Genomic DNA, 22927 nt, shown 5'->3' with positions numbered 1-22927 from the left:
ATGCGAAAGACAGTCCCCCGTCGCAGGGGCGCTCAAGTGGGGCAGCGCGGCTTTACCATGATCGAGGTTCTCGTCGCCGTGCTGATTCTTGCGATCGGCCTGCTCGGTGTTGCCGGTGTCCAGTTGCTCTCGATGCAGCAGACGTCGAACTCCAATATGCGTTCCGTTGCGACGATCTATGCCCAGGATGTGGCTGAGCGAGTTCGTGCCAATGGTGGTGCCAACCTGGGCGCGAGCGACCTGACCGCTATAGAAAATAACATGCAGAAGACGCTTGGCCCTGATGGCGACCTAACCGTGGAGATGGACGGGGATTTCGTGGATGTTCAGGTCCAGTGGAACGAGCGGGATCCGTTTGGTGGCAGCGATGGCGAAAGCGCTCAATCAATCACCCTGAGAGCCAGACTGTGAGTTTGAATATGAGGTTAAGTCGACGTTTCGGATTGTCTGGCCAGCAGGGCCTCTCGATTATTGAGCTCATGGTGGCGCTTGCGCTTGGGGCCTTGTTGACCATTGGGCTGGTGCAGATTTTTACGTCCAATAGCCAGACGTTCCGGCTGAACGAGGCCGAAGCCCGGGCGCAAGAGGCCGGGCGTATTTCGACCGACATCGTTTCACGAGCTTTGCGGAATTCGGGCTATTTTGGCTGTTACCCGATTAACCCGGTCACGAACAATCTCGATACCACGGACGATGATTACCAGCCCGGTCTGTATGACTATGAATTCGACGGTTTGTCCGCGGAGAATGCATTCCGGCCCAACGATGCGGTCGCAGGAACGGATTTCTTCGCCGTATCCGGTCTCCGTTCCAGTGGAGGCGTCGCCGCGGAAGCAGACGTGGTGTCTGCGTCCATCGAAGTGGACGACGAAGGGAATCTCGAAGCTGGCAGTATCATCATGATCAACGACTGTGAGAATGGCGATATTTTTGAGATTTCGGAGGTTCAGAACGACGGCACGACCATCACGCTGGTCGGCAACAATCAGGACAATGTTGATGGCCAGCCTGGCAACGACTTTTCCGCCAACGCGCCTGCGGCCTGCCCGGCAGGAGAGGATTGTTTGGGGTCGAGCTATGACGAGGGTGTGCAGATCCGCAATCCATATACCGAAATCTACTACATCGGGACGGGGCCTACCGGCAATCCTGCCCTGTTTTTCCGCGATGCGTCAGGCTCGGCCGTGGAACTGGTGGATAACGTTGTCGATATGGCCGTGCGATTCGGCGAGGGTACGGTAAATGGTGGAGTCACGAACTGGGAGGACAATCCGGCGTCCGTTGCCGACTGGGGGGGCGTCATGGCTGTGCAGACCAGCTTTCTCGTTCGTGCAGGACAGAACAATGTGATCGCGCAAGCAATGAGCTACTGCTTTCCGGGATGGCTTGATTGTACCGATGACAACAACCTCACGACGGCGCCGGATCAACGGCTCTACCGGGTATATACCCTGACCACAACGCTTCGAAACAGGATTGACTGAGATGAGCATCAAACGTCAGCAAGGGGTGGCCTTACTGTTGTCACTGGTAATCCTGCTGGTTCTGTCCCTGTTGGCCATATCCGGGATGCAGGGCAGCGTTATGCAGGAGCGCATGGCGACGGCGCAGCGGGATGGGGTAATGGCGCTTGAAGTAGCGGAAACCGCGTTGGCCGAAGTTGAAGGGCAGTTGGATCAGATGACCGACCTGGGTGGTTTCGGTTCGGATACCGGGTTCTACGACGTCAATGACGCCCCGAGCCCGTTTGACGAGGATACCTGGACGGCTGACGGCTCCGCGACCGCCAGCTCGGTTGACGGCATGACGCCTCGCTATTTCGTGGAGTATCTGGGCAAGGTTGTACTGGACGAAGAGGGGCAACTGCCTCGGGACCAGGGGCAGTACGGGAGCTCGGATCAGGTCGAGATGGATTACGCGCGCATAATTGTCATGGCTCAGGGACCGTCGGGGCAGAGTCGCCGGTTGCTGGAGAGCTATTACGTATTCGAGCCCGAAGGACTGGCGGGTGCCGGGGCAGGAGGTTAAATCATGAAGTGGATGGTTGAGAAGTTCAGGGTATTGCTGGTCGGGATGGCCATGGTGCTGCCGACGGCCGGTTATTCCGCCGCGCCGGATCTGGCTCAGGAGCCGCTTTTTGTGGGCTCTCCGGTGGCTCCTAACTTGCTGTTTATTATTGATGACTCTGGCTCGATGGAGCGAGAGTACATGCCAGATAGCATCTCTCGTTATTCAGGCGTGGAATACACTTGTAATGAGTGGACAGGACGTGGGCGCAATCGGCGCTGTGTGGATGGAGAGTACTCGGGTGATAAGGCCTACTATCCGTTCTACTATTCCGCGAAAGTTAACAAAGTCTACTACAGCCCAAGTATTACTTACCTGCCGCCCTTCAAGAAAGATGGGTCCGGGAGGATGTCTGGTTCCTCGTATACCAATGCATCTGAAAACGGTTATTACTCAAGTAGCAACAATAATGACTTGAGTGATGATGAGTTTGAGTTCGGGAACTACGATTTCAAGAATGGCTTTTATTACGCTTTTGATTCTAGTAACTCAGGCTGTGGCGGAGCAAATGATGTTTATGAAAGTGACTGTTACGACTATGTCGACGTCAATAATCTGAGTGCGTCTGATAAGGCTAATTTCGCGAACTGGTATTCATACTATCGAACGCGGATGATGATGAGTAAGGCAGGCATCGGCGAGGCTTTCAATTCGTTGCCGGAGTATTTTCGACTCGGTTGGGGTGCGATTAACAATGGTCGCCAGGACGTCGATGACGCCGATAACATTCGAGCCGTCGAACAGGGCGTTCGCGAGTATTCATCAAATCACCGGACCAATTTCTATGATTGGTTGTATGGCGAGTATGGCAATGGGAGCACTCCGTTACGACGGGCCCTTGAAGGTGCTGGAGAATATTACGAAGAAAGCCTTCATGCCTGGCGTGACAAGCCCGAGAACGGCAACTCGTCTGGTAATCCCGCGAGGGAATGTCGGCGTGCCTACACGATCTTGATGACTGATGGGTATTATAACGGGAGCGATCCGTCCGATAACGTAGAGAAGTCGGATGACGAGAGTGGTAAATCCATAAATAACCCGAAAGGCGAGAACTACCAGTATTCCCCGGTAGATCCGTTTAAGGATGGTCGTAACGATATTACGCTGGCCGATGTGGCCATGCACTACTGGAAGCGTGATTTGCGGTCGGATTTGGAGAATTTTGTACCAACCAGCGGTTCAGACCCAGCCTTCTGGCAACACATGTCCGTTTACGGCGTCGGGTTGGGGGTTACGGGCTCTGTTGACCCAGACTCGGCGTTTGATGCGATATCAACGGGTGATTACGTTGACTGGTGGGCTGGTAGCAGCGGTGAAAACAAGATCAATGACTTGCTTCACGCCAGTGTCAACGGGCGCGGTGGCTTTTTCAGTGCTGATGACCCAGAGACCTTTGCCACTCAGTTGGCGGGGACCATTGGCGATATTACGGCCGATGCAGGCTCGGCAACGGCGGTAGAGTTTGACGTGTCTTCGTTCCAGGAAGGGGCGCTGATTTTTTCCGCACAGTTTGACCCCAATGGCTGGTCGGGTGATCTCCAGGCTCTGGAGCTGGAAGGTGAGGATGAGCCGACCGTTCCCGACGCTGAAACCGCCATAGAAAACGGCGACGGGTGGTCGGCCAAAGCCATCCTGGACAACCGTGATCTCACAACCGACGATCGAACGATCATTACCTACTCGGATGACAGTTCGAAAGCCGTTGCTTTTCGTTGGGCCAACCTGGACACCGATCAAACCGATGACCTCAGCTACGGTGGCTCGGCGACTTTCGGTCAGCAGATTCTGAGCTTCATTCGAGGTGACCGAAGTAACGAGGATGGGTCGAAGATCCGGGAGCGCAGCAGCCGGCTTGGCTCGATCGTCAATTCGTCTCCGGAATATGTCGGTAAACCTGATGCCGGCTGGCCCGAAAACGCGCCGTTTGGCGTTGACGGCGAGCGCTATGCGGCATTCGCCAGTGCCAATGAGAATCGTACTCCGATCGCCTATGTGGGCTCCAACGACGGCATGTTGCACGGGTTCAATGCGACGGCCGATGGCGGTAATGAGGTGCTGGCCTATATTCCCAATTTTGTCTATTCCGACGGTGCCGACGACCAGGGGCTGCACTACTTGGCTGATCCGGACTATCAGCATCGGTATTTCGTGGATTTGTCGACTCGTCAGCAGGATATTTATACCAAGGGGCGTGCGGCGGATGGCAGTGTGACTGCCGATAAAAGCTGGCGTAGTGTCCTTGTCGGCGGCGGCCGGGCCGGCGCCAAAGGTATCTACGCGCTCGATGTGACGGATCCGTCAGCCTACTCTGAGACGGATGCTGGGAAATTCGTGCTGTGGGAGTTCACAGCGGAAGACGACAACCGTCTTGGCTATGTTACCCAGCCTCCCATCGTGAGCATGGCGAAGTGGGGAACTGATGACGTGCGCTGGACAGCGTTTGTCGCCAATGGCTATGACAGCACTGCTGGAACCACGGGCTTCTTTATGCTCGACGTTGAAGGTGGGCTTGATGGTTCCTGGGATAATGGGGACTACCGTTACATTGAGTTTGAGAACGGTGGGGATGGCCTCTCACCGCTCACGGTTCTTGATACCACCGGTGATTATCTGTCTGACCGTATCTATGCCGGAGACCTGGATGGGAACGTTTGGGTAGCTACCGTGTCCACCGACGGAACCTGGGCATCCGACTATACCGTGTCTGCCCAGGACGACACGCCACAACCGCTGTTTACGGCGAGCCTCAACCAGCCGATCACTGCGGAGCCCAAAGTGGTAGCGCATCCCGACATGCCACGAGCCGGAAACGTACCGAACCTGTTGATCTTCTTCGGTACGGGAAAATACCTGGAAACGACGGATGTCTCCAATACGGATGGTCAAAGCGTCTATGGGGTCTGGGACCGGGGAGAGTCATCGCTGGACCGTGATGATCTCGCGTCGCGGACGTTAACGGAGGGGACTCAGACTGTTGATGGTGAAGTGCTCACCGTCCGGCAGTCTGGTGGCGATGACATTACCTATGGAAACGGCCAGTACGGTTGGTATGCGGATATGACTGACAGCGGCGAGCGGGTGATCGTCAGCGCCCAGACGCGCGGAGAGTTTATGTATATCAACTCGATGGTCCCCGATCTGGATCCTTGCCAATCGGGGGGCAGCGGCTGGCTGATGGCGTTTGGCCTGGATGGCCGGACACCGGAAGCAAAGGCGTTTGTGGATTTGCCTGAGAGCGTCGTGGGCTACAAGGTAAATGGGTTGCCCAACCAGTCAACCATCCTCGGAACCTTCCGTTTCACTCCGACTTCGGATGGAAACGTCGATGTTACTAAAATTCCGCCGCTCAGCGGCAGCGTAGCCGGTGCCGGTCGCCGCGGCTGGCAGGAGCTGGTCGAGTAATATCCGGTTCCTTTGGGCCGGTCCGATCCCATACGGACCGGCTCTTCCAGAAAGACCGACGCATTGCATAAAGGGCCGGCAGCTTGATGGCAGCCCATCAACGAGTAAGGAAGTAGTAATGAATCACCGATCACCAAGCCGTGGGTTTACCTTGATTGAACTGATGATCGTCGTGGCGATCATCGGCATCATTGCGGCCATTGCCTACCCCTCATACATGAACAACGTGCGGGACACTCGAAGAACAGCAGCCCAGGCTGACCTGATGGATTTGGCCCAGTGGATGGAACGGCAGTATTCCGCTGACTATAGCTACCTGGAAGGCGGGAATACGCCAGCTCTGCCGTTCACCGCGTCTCCCCAGAGCGGTACCAGCTTCTATAACCTCAGCCTGGTGGCCGGCGATATGACCCAGACCACGTATACGCTGCAGGCCGTGCCTACGGGCGACCAGGCCAACGACGACTGTGGAACGCTCACACTTAACCATACAGGTGCCCGGGGAAGCGCGGGCGGCGGTGACTGCTGGTAAGCCTTTAGCAGCGAATCGCTCAGCAATCGACGGGAGCGCCGTCGGAACCCTCCGGTATCCCGTCGCCGTCACTGTCTGGGGCAATGCGGATACGGCCGCCGCGGCTGATGATTAGCTGGGCGGCTTGCGTTCTGTCCCGGTTTTCGGGGCACCAGGTGATGTTGCCCAAATCGCTGTAGATGAGTCCGCTAGGCTGATACTGGAAGTAGCTGCTGTGTAGAGATCTTGCCTTTAGAGTGCCTGTTTCCGGTGAAGGCAAGGTGCGAAGGATGTGGGTTGCCGCGCTCAGCCCGCGCTCGTTGTATGGATCCACAAACAACGAAAGCGGGCCATTCCAGTCGTTTCCACAATGATTGGTTTCGTCCAGGGGGCAAACCGTAACAATCCGGCTGGAGTCGATGGCATAGTGGCGTGCGAAAGACATGAATGACAGCAAGTCGTGAATCGAGCTACGGCGTTGCGCTCCATCGATTAAATCGCTCATGGAGGGGATAGCGAAAGAGAGGAGTATCGCGGCAAGGACGAGCGTCAGTAATAATTCGACCAGGCTAAAGCCTTGAGCGAAATAAGTCTTCATTCCTTTGAGTCCTTATTTCCATAGATTTCGAGAAATGTTCAGCGATTGGGCGCTTCCTGCGCCTCGCTTCATATCGACGTTATCGGAAAGAGCAGTACGGGTTCAAGCCTTTTGACGCATTTGGCGACAGGTTAGGTCTCACTCCATCCCCAACTTCTTCAACTTATACCGCAACGCCCGAAAGCTGATCCCCAGCTTTTTAGCCGCCGCCGTCTTGTTCCAGCGGGTGGCTTCCAGCGCTTTCTCGATGGCCTTGCGTTCAATCGACTCCAGGTAGCTTTCCAGGTCCAGCTCGCCGTCTTGTGGTAATTCGACGGTGATGTCCCGTTCCTCGTCGGCGATCACCTCCACCTGGGGCGTGGGCACCGGGGCGCCGCCCATCTGCAGGTCGGCGGCGTCGATGCGGTCGCGGTCGCACAGGGTGAAGGCCCGTTCCAGGACGTTCTCCAGTTCCCGCACGTTGCCGGGGAAGGCGTACTGGCGCAGTTTGTCCAGAGCGGCGCTGGTGAGCGTTGCGGCGTCGCATTCGTAGTCCCGGGCCAGTCGATCGAGAATGTGTTTGGCCAGCAGTTCGATGTCTTCCCGGCGCTCGCGCAGAGGCGGGACTTTCAGTTCGATAACGTTGATGCGGTAGAACAGGTCCTGGCGGAAACTGCCGTCCTGGACCAGTGCCGGCAGGTCGCGGTGGGTGGCGCTGAGAATGCGCACGTCCACCGGCACTTCCCGGGAGTCACCCACCGGCCGTACGGCTTTTTCCTGGATGGCCCGCAGCAGCTTGACCTGCATGTTCAGCGGCAGGTCGGCAACTTCGTCGAGGAACAGGGTGCCGCCGTCGGCGGACTGGAAGAGGCCGGGTTTGTTGTCGGTCGCCCCGGTGAAGCTGCCTTTTTTATGGCCGAAGAACTCGCTTTCCATCAGCTCCGAAGGAATGGCCCCGCAGTTGACGGCGATGAACGGGCCGTCCTGGCGTGGCCCCTGCAGGTGGATCGTCCGCGCGACCAGTTCCTTACCGCTGCCGGATTCACCGCTGATGAACACGGGCGCCTGGCTGCGCGCCAGTTTGCGCGACTGGTTACGCAGGCGACGGATGGATTCCGACTGGCCGAGCAGCAGGCCCGGTTCGTCCTCGGCCGTCTCGTCCGCAGCCGGGCCGGAGAGTTTGAGCGCGCTGTTGACCAGTTCCCGCAGGCGCGGCAGTTCCACCGGCTTGGACACGAAATCGAAGGCGCCGGCCTTGAGCGATTCAATGGCGGTATCCATGCTGCCGTAGGCGGTGATCACGGCGACCGGTGTTTGCGGACAGGTCTGCTGAATCCAGTGGACCAGGTCGATGCCATTGCCGTCCGGCAGGTTCATGTCGGTCAGGCACAGCTGCGGCGGCTCGCTCTCCAGCTGCCGTTTGGCGGAGGTCAGGTCCGCGGCTGTGCGCACCTCAATGCCCATGCGCATGAGGGTGATTTCAAGCAGCTCGCGAATATCCGGTTCGTCGTCGATGATCAGCGCTGTTGGAGTGGTCATTCTTGGCTCTCGTTAAGGTCGTTGACGTCGATCGAGATCAGTCGGTTATCCCGCATCAGATCAGGCGGCGATGATGCGCGAAGGTAATGCGGAAGCAGCAGCCCGGCTGTTCATTGTCGAGTAGCGCCAGGTGGGCCTGGTTGGCTTCGCAGAGTTCCCGCGCCAGGTAGAGCCCCAGACCGGTGCCGCTCTGGTCGGTGGTGAAAAAGGGCTCGAAAATATGCTCTTTCTTTTCATCGTCGATCCCGGGGCCCGCGTCCTGGATATCGATGTAGCTGCGCTCGCCGTCGCTGGTCACGCCGACCGTAATGCCCAGGCAGGCCTTTCCGCTGTGTATCTCGCTGTAGCGCAGGCCATTGTCGCAGAGGTTGACCAGCACCTGCGCCATCTGACTCCGGTCGAAGCGGGCCGGAGGGGCATTGTCCGGCAAAACGAGGGTAATGTCAGGGCTCCGTTCACGGTCTCCACCGACGCCCTGGCGGTAGTCGTCCACCAGTTCGGCCAGCCACTCGTTGATATCGACCAGTTCGGTGTTGGCCGGGCGCCGCCGGGACAGGTCCAGCACGTTCTCAATGATGCCGTTCACGCGACGCGAGTGACGCTGGATGATGTCCACCATCTTGCGGTCTGCGGCGTCGCAGTTGGGGGATTCGTTCAGCAGTTGGGCGGCGTGGCTGATGGCGCCCAGTGGATTGCGGATCTCGTGGGCAATGCCCGCTGTCAGTCGGCCCAGGGAGGCGAGTTTCATTTGCTGGGCCTGGAGCGTCACCTTGCTCATGTCCTCAATGAAGATCAGGATCAGGTCGCCGCGTTCCTGGTGCAGCCGGGTAAAGTTGGCCTGCAACATGGGCGCGACCGGGGCGGCCTGGAACGGCTCGGTCCGCGTTCCGGGGAACTCGAGCCACTGGTCCAGGCGTTCCTTGAGCGGTTCCGGCAGGTGCTGGACGGGTTGGGTCTGTCCGCTGTCGCCAAACAGCAGTTCGTGGGCCGCCGCGTTGGCCAGACGCAGTTGGCCGAACCGGTCGGTCACCATGATGCCGGTGCGCATGCGCTGGATGATCTGCTGGTTGATCTGCTCCAGCTCGTGCAGGCTGCGTGCCCGTGAGCTGGCGAGTTGTTCGCTACGGATCATTCGCCGGGTGATGCTCTGGAGCAGGAATGCGGCGGCGAAATAGAGGATGCCCAGGGAGCCTGCGCGGACCACTTCGTCGGCGTTGGTGTCGAGGGTGAGGGCGGCCCAGCCGGCGACGCCCAGCGACCCGATGGCGGCCAGGGCCGCATAGAACAGACCCACGCGGCTTGGCGTCAGGATGTTACCGGCCGCTACGGTGACAATGATCAGGTTGGCCAGGCCGCTGGTCATGCCAACGCTGAAGAAAAGCAGGCTGTGCAGCGCGACGATGTCGATCAGTATCGACAGCGTGATGTGCCGTTGCCGTGGCCGGAAACCGGTGAACAGCATCAGCGCGGTGAAAACGTTCAGCGTGAGGTAGATCAGCACGCAGATCTGGTAGATCTCGGGCAGGCGGAATTTGGTGTCCAGGGTGCCCGGGTCGATGAACAGCAGCCCGGTCAGGATCAGGCTGATCACCAGCCGGTAATGGTTATAGATGCGGAACAGGCGCGGGCGCTGGCTTTGCTGGAAAGGGAAAGAGTCGGTCTGTGCCGTGGGCGGACTGTCCGTCATCATCATGGGTTGCTGGATAAGCCGGTCGGTGGTCGAAGCGATTCAGGATTCGCAGGTATAATAGCGGTTTAAACCCGCTTGTGGACAGGAGAGAGGCATGAATTCCGGTCAGACTGATACGCCGCCCGGCCAACGTTTGCGAGTCACCATGGCCCAGGTGGATTTCCTGGTGGGTGATATTCCCGGTAACGCCGACCGCATGCTGGCGGCCGCGCGGCAGGCGGTGGACGAGCAGCAGGCGGACATCGTGGTGTTCCCGGAGCTGTCGCTGACCGGCTACCCGCCGGAAGATCTGCTGTTGCGCCCGAGTCTGGATGGCCGGGTGGCGGAGGCGCTCGACCGTCTGGCCCAGGCCCGCCTGCCGGCGGCGCTGGTGGTGGGCACGCCAATCCGGCGCGGCGGACTTCTGTTCAACGCGGCCGTGGTCATTGAGGAAGGAGCTGTTCAGGCGTCCTATCTCAAGCAGCAACTGCCCAACTATCAGGTCTTTGACGAGGTGCGTTATTTCGCGGCAGGCACCGAACCCTGTGTGACGATGATCAAAGGGGTGCCGGTGGGCCTGACCGTGTGTGAGGACATCTGGACCGACGGCCCCGTTGAGCAGGCGGCCGCGGCGGGCGCCCGGCTGATCCTCAACCTCAATGCCTCGCCCTACGACATGGGCAAGCAGGCCCGCCGCAAGGCGCTGCTGGAGCGCCGCTCCCGGGACAACAACGTCAGTATCGTTTACGTGAATCTGGTGGGTGGCCAGGACGAGCTGGTCTTCGACGGTGGCTCGCTGGTCTATGACCACTCCGGTGAACTGGCGGTGGAGGTGCCGCAGTTCGCCGAAGGGCTCTACCCGGTCGATTTCCTGGTGGATCACCATTGCCAGCCGACGACTCGCTCGCCGATCCCGGAGCCGAGCCTGGAAGAGAACGTCTACAAGGCGCTGGTGCTGGGCGTTCGGGATTACGTCAACAAGAACGGCTTCAAGTCGGTGGTGCTGGGGCTTTCCGGCGGCATCGATTCGGCGGTGACCCTGGCGGTGGCGGCCGATGCCCTCGGCAAGGACCGGGTGAGGGCGGTGATGATGCCGTTCCGCTACACCTCCGATATGAGTCTGGAGGACGCCGCCGGACAGGCCAAAGCCCTTGGCGTCCAGTACGACGTGTTCTCCATCGAGCCCATGTACGATGCCTACATGCAGGCGCTGTCGGCACCGTTCGAAGGGACGCAGCCGGACACCACCGAGGAGAATCTGCAGGCCCGTCTGCGCGGTGTGCTGCTGATGTCCCTGTCCAACAAGTTCCGTTCACTGGTGCTGACCACCGGCAACAAGAGCGAGATGGCGGTGGGCTACTCGACGCTGTACGGGGATATGGCCGGTGGTTTCGATGCGCTCAAGGACGTGCCCAAGACCCTGGTCTATCGATTGGCGACCTACCGAAATACCCAGTCGCCGGTGATCCCTGAGCGGGTGATCACCCGTCCGCCGTCCGCGGAGCTGGCGCCGGACCAGAAGGATGAGGACAGCCTGCCGGGCTACGACGTGCTGGATGACATCCTGCACCGCTACATCGAGCGGGACCTGAGCGCGGAAGCGATCATTGCGGACGGTTTCGAGCGCGCCGACGTAGAACGGGTCGTACGACTGGTGGACATCAACGAGTACAAACGCCGGCAGGCGCCGATCGGCGTGCGGATTTCAGAGCGGGGATTCGGTAAGGATCGGCGCTATCCGATCACCAACGGCTGGAAACTGGGCAAGTAAGGTGGGGCCGGGGGCCGGTCCTGGCCGGCCCCCGGAACACTGACGGCTTTTATTCGTCGCCCACCAGGCCGAAGGTGATGACGCTGGTCAGCGAGCGCTCTTCGTGCTTGATGGTGCTTGGCTGATAGGTCATGTTTTCGTCAAAGGCATCGCTGTTGGGGTAGTTGATGGCCAGCAGCGCGGTGGCGTCTTCGGCCGCCTTGTTCAGGTCCAGGTAGCGATAGGTGTCGATCAGCATCTTCAGGGCGTCTTCCACCACCGGGGTGTTCGGGAAGTTCTCGACAATGTAGCGTGCCCGGTTGTTGGCCGCGATGTACGCCTGACGCTTGATGTAGTACTGCCCGGCGTTCAGTTCCAGTTTGGCCAGGCGGTTGCGGATGGCAATCATGCGCTGGCGGGCATCGGGCGCGTAGTCGCTCTGAGGGTAGCGGTTGAGCAACTCGGAAAAATCGCGGAAAGCCTGGCGCTGTTCCCCCGGGTCGCGCTCGCTGATGTCGATGGGGAAGAATTTGCCCGCCAGACTGATGTCCATGTTGTAGGAGGCCAGACCGCGCATGTAGAGCGCGTAGTCCGCGTGCTCGCTCTGCGGGTTCAGGCGCAGGAAACGGTCGGCCGCCGCGCGGGCGCCTTCCAGGTCCAGGTTCTGGAAGCGGGCGTAGATCAGGTCCAGTTGAGCCTGTTCGGCGTAGCGGCCGAACGGATAGTAGGTTTCCAGGTACTCCAGGTTCTGCTCGGCTTCATTGAAGTTGCCGGAGTTCATGGCCGAGCGGGCCTCCTCGTAATAGGTCTTTTCCGGCAGGACCTCTTCCTGGGGTGAGTTGGAAGCACAGCCGGCTGTGACCAGCACGATCGACAGCAGCAACAAGCGAAAACCTGATCTCATGCCTGAATCCCGTATAATGAGTGACCGAGCGCCATTGTAACGACCCTTCCCGGTGTTGTGCAGGGTGCAAACATGTTTTAGCAGAACTTCAGGGGATTGAATGACCGCAGCAGACCGAATCAGCGGCGAATTCGAAGTGCCGGCCGAACTCAGCGACCGCAGGCTTGACCAGGCTGTGGCCGAGCTCATGCCGGAGCATTCCCGCTCCCGCATCCAGGGCTGGATCAAGGACGGCAACCTCACCGTCAACGGCCGCACGCGCAAACCGCGGGACAAGGTCATGCTGGGGGACGTCATTGCCGTGGACGCCGAACCCGAAGTCCAGGTGGCCTGGGAGGCGGAGTCCATCTCGCTGGACATCGTCTACGAAGATGAGCATTTGCTGGTGATCAACAAGCCGGCGGGCCTGGTGGTGCATCCCGCAGCGGGCCATGCGGCGGGGACGCTCGTCAACGCCGTGCTGCATCACGCGCCCGAGGTGGACAAGCTGCCCCGGGCCGGCATCGTTCACCGCCTGGACAAGGATACCAGCGGTCTGATGGTGGTGGCGCGCAGCCTCATTGCCCACACCTCACTGGTGGACCAGTTACAGGAGCGCACCATGGGGCGCGAGTATGACGCCGTCATGGTGGGAACGGTCACCGGCGGGAGCGTGGTGGATGCGCCGATTGGTCGCCATCCGACCCAGCGCAAGAAAATGGCGGTGGTGCCCGACGGCAAGCCGGCGGTGACCCATTACCGGCTGGTTGAGCGTTTTCCGTCTCACACGCACGTCCGCTGCAAACTGGAAAGCGGGCGCACCCATCAGATCCGCGTCCACATGGCGCACATCCGTCATCCGCTGGTGGGTGACCCGGTCTACGGCGGTCGCATGCAGCTGCCGAAAGGCTGTACGCCGGAGCTTCAGGATGTGCTGCGTGGATTCCAGCGCCAGGCCCTGCACGCCCGCCGGCTTACGCTGATGCACCCGGCAAGCGGCGAGGAAATGACCTGGGAGGCACCTTTGCCCGAGGATATGACGGCGCTGGTCGAGGCCTTGCGCGCTCACGCCCTCGAGCAGGAGGCTTTATGAGCCTGCCGCTGTTGATCCCGGACTGGCCGACGCCGCCCGGAGTTCGCGCTGTGGTGACCACGCGCTTTGGCGGTGTCAGTGAGGCTCCGTTCAAATCCCTGAACCTGGGCGACCACGTGGGCGACGAGCCGAAGTCTGTGGCTGAAAACCGTGCCCGCCTGGCGGACGCTCTGGGGATGCCGAACGATTCGTTTGGCTGGATCCGGCAGGTTCACGGCACCGACCTGGTGCAGCTTCCCGGCGACGCGGGGAGCGAAGCTGACGCCGCCTGGACGCGCGAGCGCCGGACGGTTTGCGCGATCCTGACCGCCGACTGCCTGCCGGCGCTGTTCTGCTCCCAGGCCGGCGACCAGATTGCCGCCGCACACGCCGGCTGGCGCGGGCTGGCCGGTGGGGTTTTGGAGAACACGCTGGCGGCGTTCCCCTCACCGGGGTCCGTCCGGGTCTGGCTGGGGCCAGCCATTGGGCAGGATGCCTTCCAGGTGGGGCCGGAAGTCCGGGATGTCTTTGTCGAGGAAGATCCGGCACTGGCGCGAGCCTTCCAGCCCTCGGTGCGTCCCGGGTATTTCCTGGCGGACCTGTGTGCACTGGCCCGTGCGCGGCTGCTGAAAGCCGGTGTTCCAGAGGGCCAGATCTACGGCGGTGAATACTGCACCTACAGCGATATCGAGCGTTTCTACTCCTACCGTCGAGACGGTCAGACCGGCCGGATGGCGAGCCTGATCTGGCTCGAGTGATGTCCTCTTTCCGGGCTTTGTGCCGGCCCTGCCACCTCCGGGATTGACAGGGCGCAAAGCCCGGCCAGTTTTCTTCCTTCCCTGCTTGAAGTCCTCACCCCCGCCCCTACATTTAAGACAAAGCTAAGCGCCAGAGGCCGACTGTGAGGCCTCCTGCAACCGGCGCGTCATGACGAATTGAGGACACATCATGCGAATCGACAAATTAACCAGTCGTCTGCAGACCGCGCTGGCGGACGCCCAGTCCATTGCGGTCGGCAAGGATCACAATTTCATTGAACCGCTGCACCTGATGCAGGCCATGCTGGATCAGGATGCCAGTGCCATCAAACCGTTACTCAAGCAGGTGGGCGCCGATCCGGCGCGCCTGACCCAGGCGGTCGCCCGGGAAATCGAGAACCTGCCGGAGGTCAAGGGCTCGGCGGGCGATGTCGCCATGTCGAACGATCTGGGCCGGCTGTTCAACATTGCCGACAAACTGGCCCAGCAGCGCAAGGACCAGTTCATTTCCAGCGAACTGGTACTGCTGGCGGCCCTGGAGGATCGGGGCACGCTGGGAAGGGTGCTGCGTGAACACAACATCGACCGTAAGGCCCTGGAAAAGGCCATCGATGAGGTGCGCGGCGGCGAGTCCGTCAACGACGCCTCGGCCGAGGAAAATCGCCAGGCCCTGTCGAAATACACCATCGATCTGACCGAGCGCGCCGAGGCCGGCAAGCTGGATCCGGTGATCGGCCGGGATGATGAGATTCGCCGCACCATCCAGGTCCTGCAGCGTCGTCGCAAGAACAACCCGGTGCTGATTGGCGAGCCGGGCGTGGGCAAGACCGCCATTGTTGAGGGGCTGGCGCAGCGCATCGTTAACGGCGAGGTGCCCGACGGCCTGAAAGACAAGCAGGTGCTGGCTCTGGACATGGGCGCCCTGATCGCTGGCGCCAAGTTCCGCGGCGAGTTCGAGGAGCGGCTGAAGGCGGTGCTCAACGAGCTGTCCAAACAGGAAGGTCAGATCATCCTGTTCATCGACGAGATCCACACCATGGTGGGGGCCGGCAAGGCGGAAGGCTCCATGGATGCGGGCAATATGCTCAAGCCGGCGTTGGCCCGGGGCGAGCTGCACTGTGTCGGCGCCACCACCCTGGACGAGTACCGTGAGAACATTGAGAAGGACGCGGCCCTGGAGCGCCGGTTCCAGAAGGTGCTGGTTACCGAGCCCAACGAAGAAGACACCATCGCTATCCTGCGCGGGCTGAAAGAGCGCTACGAAGTGCACCACGGTGTGGAAGTAACGGACGGCGCCATCATCGCTGCCGCCAAGCTGTCGCATCGCTACATTACCGATCGCCAGTTGCCGGACAAGGCCATCGACCTGGTGGACGAGGCGGCCAGCCAGATCCGCATGGAGATGGACTCCAAACCGGAAGCGCTGGATCGTCTGGAGCGCCGGCTGATTCAGCTCAAGATCGAGCGGGAAGCGTTGAAGAAAGAAACCGACGCCGCCTCCAAGAAGCGGTTGACCGAGCTGAGCGACGTTATCACCGGGGTCGAGCGTGAATACGCGGACCTGGAAGAGGTCTGGAACACCGAGAAAGCGGCGTTGCACGGCTCCCAAAAGATCAAGAGCCAGTTGGAGCAGGCCCGCATCGACCTGGAGAACGCGCGCCGTACCGGCGACCTGGGCAAGATGTCGGAGCTGCAGTACGGCCGCATCCCGGAACTTGAGCGCCAGCTGGATATGGCGAGCCAGGCCGAGATGATGGAAATGAAGCTGCTGCGTAACCGCGTCACTGACGAGGAGATCGCGGAGATCGTTTCCAAGTGGACCGGCATTCCGGTGTCCAAGATGCTGGAAGGCGAGCGCGACAAGCTGATGCGCATGGAAGAGGCGCTGCATCAGCGGGTGATCGGCCAGGACGAGGCGGTGGAAGCGGTGGCCAACGCGGTGCGCAGATCCCGGGCCGGCCTGTCCGACCCGAACCGGCCCAACGGGTCTTTCCTGTTCCTGGGACCGACCGGCGTGGGCAAGACCGAGCTGTGCAAATCGCTGGCCTCGTTCCTGTTCGATACCGAGGAGGCCATGGTGCGCATCGACATGTCGGAGTTCATGGAGAAGCACTCCGTAGCCCGACTGATCGGCGCGCCTCCCGGCTACGTCGGCTACGAGGAAGGCGGCTACCTGACCGAGGCGGTGCGCCGGCGGCCGTATTCCGTCTTGCTGCTGGATGAAGTGGAGAAGGCCCACCCGGACGTGTTCAACATCCTGTTGCAGGTGCTGGAGGACGGCCGTCTCACCGATGGTCAGGGACGCACCGTGGACTTCCGCAACACCGTGATCGTGATGACCTCGAACCTGGGCTCGGACCTGATCCAGACCATGGCCGGGGAAGAGGAATATGAGCCGATGAAGAACGCGGTCATGGAAGTGGTCGGCAACCATTTCCGGCCGGAGTTCATCAACCGTGTGGATGAGGTGGTGGTGTTCCACCCGCTGGCGCAGGATCAGATCCATGGCATCGCCCGGATCCAGATCGACTCGCTCAACCGCCGTCTGCGCGAGCAGGAGATGACATTGACGCTGACCGATGCGGCCATGGACCGGCTGTGCGAGGTGGGCTACGATCCGGTCTACGGTGCGCGGCCCCTGAAGCGGGCTATCCAGCGCCTGATCGAAAACCCGCTGGCGCAGCGTCTGCTCAACGGCGAATTCAGCGCGGGCGCGCAGATCGTCGCCGAGGTGGAGGGCGAAGGTCTGGGATTCACCGCCCAAGTTCACTAGCCGCGGTTGTTAATTCAACCTGAAACCAGAAAGGGGCCTTGCGACAAGGCCCCTTTCTTATGGTTCGGAAGAGGTTGCGAGGCGGTCTATCACCCGCCCCGGGGCTGATCAGTCCTGGCAGTCCTCGTTCGCGATCTTCTCGAACTCGGCTCTCTTCGTCTGGATTTCTTCCGGCGTCAGGAAACGCTCCTCGCCACCTTCCCGGACCTTGATGCGCGCGTGGCTGTTCAGGGTGTTGAGGTTGGCCTTGGCGATTTCGCAGTTCTTCTGGCGCTGTTTGGCAATCGCTTCTTCCTGACGGGTCAGCTTGTCTTTCTCGGCCTGCTCTTCGCGAGCCTCGTCCATGGCTTGTACCTGTTCCTGCGGGCTGGCCTGGTCGCTGGAGCGGCTGGTGCCCGAGCGCACATCGACCGTTTCGCTGGTTTTGCCGGTCGGCTGGCGGTCGCCGAAGTGGGTGACGCCTTCGTCGTCGGTCCACTTGTAGACGGATTCGGCCTGGACGCTCGTGGCGCCGAAGGCAATGATCAAACTGAGCAGAAGTCCTGAAATTTTCATGCGGGTACTACCTGTTTTCTGTGAGCCCGGTAATCCATTGCGACCGATGGCTACCCATCGACTGGCCCCATTCTGCCACGGGTTGTCGCCTTGTGCTCAAGATTAGCTGAAATCTGTGCGTTGGCTAACGGCTCCGCCGCTGGAAACGGAATGAACGAATCGCCGGGAAAGCGCGTGTTGCGCGCCTTTTGGCGATGCGGCGCTATTGACAGGACATTTCCCGCTGTCACAATTGGCGATTGCCTGAAAACAGGGGTGAATACGGCAGGCAATCCCGAGCAGTATCCCCGTTGATTACCACACTGAACTTAATTGCGCGTCCCGCGTGACAGGGCTGTTCAGCATCTCGCAACAGTCCGTTGATTGGCCGTCCTCCGGCACCCTCAGGAGGTTCGGTTGGCCAGGAGACAACCTCTGCGTCACTCGGTGTGGTGGAATGTCCGGTCCGGCTTCCACAAGAAGCGATGCATCGGATCCCCAGGCAGACCGGCTCAGTCCGGCACATTCACTCTATAGAGAGGGTAGAGAAAGTGGAGTTATTGTCTGGCGCAGACATGCTGATTCGTTCCCTGCAGGATGAGGGGATCGAGTACATCTACGGTTATCCGGGTGGAGCAGCGCTGCATATCTATGACGCCCTGTTCAGGCAGGACAAGGTCAAACACATCCTGGTTCGTCATGAGCAGGCCGCCGTACACATGGCGGACGGCTACGCACGAGCCAGCGGCAAGCCCGGCACGGTGCTCGTCACCTCCGGTCCGGGTGCCACCAATACCATCACCGGTATCGCAACCGCGTTCATGGATTCGATTCCCATGGTCGTGCTGTGTGGCCAGGTGGCGTCCACGCTGATCGGCGAGGATGCCTTCCAGGAAACCGACATGATCGGTGTTTCCCGGCCGGTCGTTAAGCACAACATGTCCGTGCGGCATCCGTCCGAGATCCCCGAAGTCATCCGCAAGGCGTATTACATTGCCGCTACCGGTCGTCCTGGCCCGGTGGTTGTGGATATCCCCAAAGACATGACCACGCCCAACGAGCGTTATGAGTACAGCTTCCCCAAAAAGGTCAAGCTGCGCTCATACAATCCGGCGGTGCGCGGCCATTCCGGTCAGATCCGCAAGGCGGCGGAAATGATGCTGGCGGCCAAGCGCCCCATCATCTACGCCGGTGGTGGTGTGGTGCTGGGGAAGGCGTCCGATCAACTGACGGAACTGGCGCACCTGCTGGGGCATCCGGTCACGACGACGCTGATGGGGATTGGCTGTTTTCCGGCCTCCGACAAGCAGTCGCTGGGTTGGCTGGGGATGCACGGCAGCTATGAATCCAACATGGCGATGCATCATTCCGACCTGATCCTGGCAGTTGGTGCCCGTTTCGATGACCGGGTGACCAATGCCACGGAGAAGTTCTGTCCCGGGGCGCGGATCATCCATATCGATATCGATCCGGCCTCCATCTCCAAGACCGTCGAAGCGGACGTGCCCATCGTCGGCCCGGTGGACACCGTGTTGAAAGAAATGGTGTCGCTGGTCAAGGAGACAAAGGAAAAACCGGACAAGGACGCGCTGAAAGCCTGGTGGAAACAGATCGACGAGTGGCGCGCCTTCCATGGCATGCGCTATGAGAAGAGCGACGAGTACATCAAGCCGCAGGAGGTGGTTGAGGCGCTGTGCCGCATCACCGACGGCAAGGCGTTCGTCACCACCGATGTCGGCCAGCACCAGATGTTCACGGCCCAGTACTACAAGTTCGACAAGCCCAATCGCTGGATCAACTCCGGCGGCCTGGGCACGATGGGCTTTGGTCTGCCGGCTGCGATGGGCGTCAAGCTGAGCTATCCCGATGACGACGTGATCTGCGTGACCGGTGAGGGCAGCATCCAGATGAATATCCAGGAGCTGAGTACCTGTAACCAGTACAATCTGCCGGTCAAGGTGGTCAACCTGAATAACCAGGCCCTGGGGATGGTGAAGCAGTGGCAGGACATGAACTACGAATCCCGTCACTCGCAGTCCTACATGGAATCGCTGCCGGATTTCATCAAGCTGGCGGAAGCGTATGGCCACGTCGGTATCCGCATCGACCGCAAGGAAGATCTGGAGCCGAAGCTGCGCGAAGCCTTTGCGATGAAAGACAAGCTGGTCTTCCTCGACATTTATGTTGACCCACACGAGCACGTCTACCCGATGCAGGTGGCGCGTGGCTCGATGAAGGATATGTGGCTCAGCAAAACGGAGAGGGTCTGATCACCATGCGTCGAATCATTTCTGTTTTGCTGGAAAACGAGCCGGGCGCGCTGTCCCGCGTGGTTGGGTTGTTTTCCCAGCGCAATTACAACATCGAGACACTGACGGTTGCTCCGACCGAGGATGAGACCCTGTCGCGCCTGACGGTCACCACGACTGGCTCGGATCGCGTCATTGAGCAGATCACCAAACAGCTCAACAAGCTGATCGAGGTGGTCAAGCTGGTGGATCTCACCGAAGGCTCACACATCGAGCGTGAGCTGATGCTGATCAAGCTCAAGGCGAGCGGGTCGCAGCGGGCCGAGATCAAGCGAACCGTTGATATCTTCCGTGGCCAGATCGTCGATGTGACCAGCACGGTTTACACCGTCCAGCTGGCGGGAGACAGCGACAAGCTGGATGCCTTCATTCAGGCGGTCGGCGAGACGGGCGTGCTCGAAGTCGTGCGCTCCGGTGTTTCCGGTATTGCCCGGGGCGAGAAAGTACTCAGTATCTGATTGAAATTGTTCATTGAGTCGTGACCGATAGAGACTCGGTCCGATACCTAATAGTAGGGGAATGTTATGCAGGTTTATTACGACAAAGATTGTGACCTTTCCATCATCCAGGGCAAGAAAGTGGCCATCGTCGGCTACGGCTCCCAGGGTCACGCGCATGCCAACAACCTGAAAGAGTCCGGTGTAGACGTCGTTGTCGGTCTGCGCGAAGGCTCTGCCTCCGCAGCCAAGGCTGAGTCCGCCGGCCTGACCGTCAAATCCGTCGCCGACGCGTCCAAGGAAGCCGACATCGTGATGGTGCTGGCTCCGGACGAGAACCAGAAGGCCATCTACGAGGGTCAGATCGAGCCGAACCTGAAGAAAGGCGGCGTGCTGGCGTTCGCTCACGGTTTCAACGTGCACTACAACCAGATCGTTGCGCGCGCCGACCTGGACGTGATCATGATTGCCCCCAAGGCGCCGGGGCACACCGTACGCACCGAGTTCACCCGTGGTGGCGGTATCCCGGACCTGATCGCGATTCACCAGGACGCTTCCGGCAATGCCAAGAACATCGCGCTGTCCTACGCCAGTGCCATTGGTGGCGGCCGCACCGGCATCATCGAAACCACCTTCCAGGACGAAACCGAAACCGACCTGTTTGGTGAGCAGGCCGTTCTGTGTGGTGGCACCGTTGAGCTGGTCAAGGCCGGTTTCGAGACCCTGACCGAAGCCGGTTACGCGCCGGAGATGGCATACTTCGAGTGTCTGCACGAGCTTAAGCTGATCGTCGACCTGATGTACGAAGGCGGTATCGCCAACATGAACTACTCCATCTCCAACAACGCGGAGTATGGCGAGTACGTGACCGGCCCGGAAGTCATCAACGAGCAGTCCCGCGAAGCCATGCGCAATGCACTGAAGCGTGTCCAGAGCGGCGAGTACGCCAAGATGTTCATCCAGGAAGGCAACACGAACTACCCGTCCATGACCGCGCGTCGTCGTCAGAATGCGGCGCACGAGATTGAGACTGTCGGTGAGAAGCTGCGCTCCATGATGCCCTGGATCACGGCCAACAAGATCGTCGATAAGGATAAGAACTAAGCTTCGGCTGGTTCGAGAGAAACGCGACCTTCGGGTCGCGTTTTTTCGTTGGGGCAGGGGATATTCGTCGAATTGCGTGCCCGTCACTTGACGGAGCGGCCACCCGGATCGGCTATAATGCCGTGTGCATTCAAATTGGATAGATGTGGAATGAACGATAAGAGCGGAAAGGAAACCGAATCGGTTTCGACGGAAGAGGCGCTGCACGACGGCGAGGTGGTTGAGGAAGAGGTTGTCGAGGGCGCCCGCGTGCGCCGTAAAGGGATCTACCTGCTGCCCAACCTTCTGACGACGGCATCCCTTTTCTCCGGCTTCTTTGCCATGGTCTCAGCCGCCAACGGCATGTTTGAGAAAGCGGCGATTGCCATCTTTGTGTCCATGATCCTCGACGGTCTGGACGGTCGCGTCGCCCGGATGACCAATACCCAGAGTAAGTTCGGCGAGGAGTACGACAGCCTGGCGGATATGGTGGCGTTTGGTGTTGCGCCCGGTCTGGTGGCCTTTTTCTGGCTGATGAATGGCTTTGGCCAGTTCGGTTGGGCGATCACCTTCATCTACGTGGCGGGTGCGGCGTTGCGTCTTGCTCGGTTCAACACCCAGATCGGCTCCGTCGACAAGAAGTACTTTGTGGGGTTGCCGAGTCCTTCGGCGGCGGCGGTGGTGGCCGGTGTCGTGTGGTGCTTCCACGATGTGACGCCGGAGTTCTGGATCAAGGTGCTGACCGTGCTGGTGGTTGGCGGCGCTGGTGTGCTGATGGTCAGCAACATCTTTTATCGGAGTTTCAAGGACCTTGATCTCAAGGGGAAGGTACCGTTTGCCGCAATCCTGGTGGTCGTCCTGATTTTTGTGGTGATCACGCTGGACCCAGGGACGGTTCTCTTTGCCGGCTTTCTGGTCTATGGGTTATCCGGTCCCGTGCAGGCGCTGTTGCGTAAAGCTCGCAAGCCCAAACCGGTTACTGGTGGCGGGGGCGAGGACGTCTGACCTGCCAGGCTCTAGCGCTATCCGCCAGGGGCGGGTAGCGTTTCCTTCTCCTATCCCCCGCTTAGCCCCCCCCTGCTACAACGATCCTTCTCTGCTCCTCTCCTTCTGTCACCTTTTCTCGTTATCCTGTTCATTGCCGCAAAGGTGTGGAGCCTGGCAGTCATAAAGAAGAGGGTGCTCCCGTAAATGGCGATAGTGGCGAGATGGTTGAAAAATGATCGGTTCACCGGCTTTTTCGGGTGTTTCTGTACACGGCTTGAGCGGCTTGTTTCGGATAACCGAAAGAGCGAAAGAAAATTCGAAAAAAGCGCTTTACAGGTCACCGGTGGCGTGTAGAATGCGCACCACTTCTGAGGCACACAGCGGAAACGCAGCGGCCTTCAGGAGTCCGGTCAACCGCGATGGCGGCGACGCAAAAAGCGTCCTAAAATAACGGTTGACAGGGTGGCGAAACAGCGTAAAATGCGCGCCACCTTGAACGGGTCAGCCGGCAACGATTCGGCGGTTTCGGAAGCATCGAAAACGCTGAAAAATAACGGTTGACAAGGTTGAGAAGCG

Annotated in this window: 18 protein-coding genes; 13 read left to right on the top strand and 5 right to left on the bottom strand. The window is 59.9% G+C overall.

The window, feature by feature from the left end:
• The 5 genes from pilV to GQB00_RS20350 all read left to right on the top strand — a co-directional run bounded on the left by pilV (position 1) and on the right by GQB00_RS20350 (position 6001).
• Complete coding sequence (gene pilV, locus GQB00_RS20370; protein WP_165857633.1) at positions 1–411, top strand: type IV pilus modification protein PilV; 411 nt, start codon at positions 1–3, stop codon at positions 409–411.
• Positions 408–1484: a PilW family protein gene (locus tag GQB00_RS20365; protein ID WP_165857632.1), complete on the top strand. Its 1077-nt coding sequence runs from the start codon at positions 408–410 to the stop codon at positions 1482–1484. Before pilV ends, GQB00_RS20365 begins: the two co-directional genes overlap by 4 nt.
• A gap of 1 nt (position 1485) precedes the next feature.
• A complete protein-coding gene (locus tag GQB00_RS20360) occupies positions 1486–2028 on the top strand; it encodes a pilus assembly PilX family protein (protein WP_111498179.1) in 543 nt (180 codons plus the stop codon).
• 3 nt (positions 2029–2031) lie between these two features.
• Complete coding sequence (locus GQB00_RS20355) at positions 2032–5469, top strand: pilus assembly protein (protein ID WP_165857631.1); 3438 nt, start codon at positions 2032–2034, stop codon at positions 5467–5469.
• A gap of 118 nt (positions 5470–5587) precedes the next feature.
• Positions 5588–6001 carry a type IV pilin protein gene (locus GQB00_RS20350; protein WP_111498177.1) on the top strand — a complete coding sequence of 138 codons (414 nt, stop codon included), beginning with the start codon at positions 5588–5590 and terminating at the stop codon, positions 5999–6001.
• 19 nt (positions 6002–6020) lie between these two features.
• Here GQB00_RS20350 and GQB00_RS20345 read toward each other — a convergent pair whose 3' ends face one another.
• From GQB00_RS20345 to GQB00_RS20335, 3 genes are all read right to left on the bottom strand, one after another.
• Complete coding sequence (locus tag GQB00_RS20345; RefSeq protein ID WP_111498330.1) at positions 6021–6578, bottom strand: GspH/FimT family protein; 558 nt, start codon at positions 6576–6578, stop codon at positions 6021–6023.
• Positions 6579–6716: 138 nt separating this feature from the next.
• Positions 6717–8096: a sigma-54-dependent transcriptional regulator gene (locus tag GQB00_RS20340; RefSeq protein ID WP_111498176.1), complete on the bottom strand. Its 1380-nt coding sequence runs from the start codon at positions 8094–8096 to the stop codon at positions 6717–6719.
• 55 nt (positions 8097–8151) lie between these two features.
• Positions 8152–9783, bottom strand: coding sequence for a sensor histidine kinase (locus GQB00_RS20335; protein WP_407657900.1), 1632 nt, complete (start codon positions 9781–9783; stop codon positions 8152–8154).
• Positions 9784–9880: 97 nt separating this feature from the next.
• Between GQB00_RS20335 and GQB00_RS20330 the strand changes: the two genes are divergently transcribed.
• The gene (locus GQB00_RS20330; protein ID WP_165857630.1) at positions 9881–11536 is read left to right on the top strand and encodes an NAD+ synthase; all 1656 of its coding nucleotides are present in this window, start codon (positions 9881–9883) and stop codon (positions 11534–11536) included.
• Positions 11537–11585: 49 nt separating this feature from the next.
• Here the strand turns inward: GQB00_RS20330 and GQB00_RS20325 are convergent, their stop codons facing one another.
• Positions 11586–12419: an outer membrane protein assembly factor BamD gene (locus GQB00_RS20325; protein WP_111498174.1), complete on the bottom strand. Its 834-nt coding sequence runs from the start codon at positions 12417–12419 to the stop codon at positions 11586–11588.
• Positions 12420–12519: 100 nt separating this feature from the next.
• Here GQB00_RS20325 and rluD point away from each other — a divergent pair, with 100 nt between their 5' ends.
• The 3 genes from rluD to clpB all read left to right on the top strand — a co-directional run bounded on the left by rluD (position 12520) and on the right by clpB (position 17001).
• Positions 12520–13491: a 23S rRNA pseudouridine(1911/1915/1917) synthase RluD gene (rluD, locus tag GQB00_RS20320; RefSeq protein ID WP_165857629.1), complete on the top strand. Its 972-nt coding sequence runs from the start codon at positions 12520–12522 to the stop codon at positions 13489–13491.
• Positions 13488–14228, top strand: a complete 741-nt coding sequence (gene pgeF, locus GQB00_RS20315) for a peptidoglycan editing factor PgeF (protein ID WP_165857628.1) — start codon at positions 13488–13490, stop codon at positions 14226–14228. Before rluD ends, pgeF begins: the two co-directional genes overlap by 4 nt.
• Positions 14229–14418: 190 nt before the next feature.
• The gene (gene clpB, locus GQB00_RS20310; RefSeq protein WP_165857627.1) at positions 14419–17001 is read left to right on the top strand and encodes an ATP-dependent chaperone ClpB; all 2583 of its coding nucleotides are present in this window, start codon (positions 14419–14421) and stop codon (positions 16999–17001) included.
• Between the two features lie 108 nt (positions 17002–17109).
• Here the strand turns inward: clpB and GQB00_RS20305 are convergent, their stop codons facing one another.
• On the bottom strand, positions 17110–17556 hold the full coding sequence (locus GQB00_RS20305; RefSeq protein WP_165857626.1) for a DUF4124 domain-containing protein: 447 nt from the start codon (positions 17554–17556) through the stop codon (positions 17110–17112).
• 530 nt (positions 17557–18086) lie between these two features.
• Between GQB00_RS20305 and GQB00_RS20300 the strand changes: the two genes are divergently transcribed.
• From GQB00_RS20300 to pssA, 4 genes are all read left to right on the top strand, one after another.
• Positions 18087–19805, top strand: coding sequence for an acetolactate synthase 3 large subunit (locus GQB00_RS20300; RefSeq protein WP_111498169.1), 1719 nt, complete (start codon positions 18087–18089; stop codon positions 19803–19805).
• A gap of 5 nt (positions 19806–19810) precedes the next feature.
• Positions 19811–20302 carry an acetolactate synthase small subunit gene (ilvN, locus tag GQB00_RS20295; RefSeq protein ID WP_111498168.1) on the top strand — a complete coding sequence of 164 codons (492 nt, stop codon included), beginning with the start codon at positions 19811–19813 and terminating at the stop codon, positions 20300–20302.
• Positions 20303–20368: 66 nt separating this feature from the next.
• A complete protein-coding gene (gene ilvC, locus GQB00_RS20290; protein WP_111498167.1) occupies positions 20369–21385 on the top strand; it encodes a ketol-acid reductoisomerase in 1017 nt (338 codons plus the stop codon).
• Positions 21386–21535: 150 nt separating this feature from the next.
• Positions 21536–22369: a CDP-diacylglycerol--serine O-phosphatidyltransferase gene (gene pssA / locus GQB00_RS20285; RefSeq protein WP_111498166.1), complete on the top strand. Its 834-nt coding sequence runs from the start codon at positions 21536–21538 to the stop codon at positions 22367–22369.
• The last annotated feature ends 558 nt before the right edge of the window (positions 22370–22927 follow it).

It is taken from the genome of Marinobacter sp. JSM 1782161 (assembly GCF_011421605.1).
GTDB classification, from domain to species: Bacteria; Pseudomonadota; Gammaproteobacteria; order Pseudomonadales; family Oleiphilaceae; genus Marinobacter_A; species Marinobacter_A bohaiensis.
The sequence above is the reverse complement of the archived record's forward strand: the minus strand, read 5'-3'. Positions and strand labels throughout refer to the sequence as shown.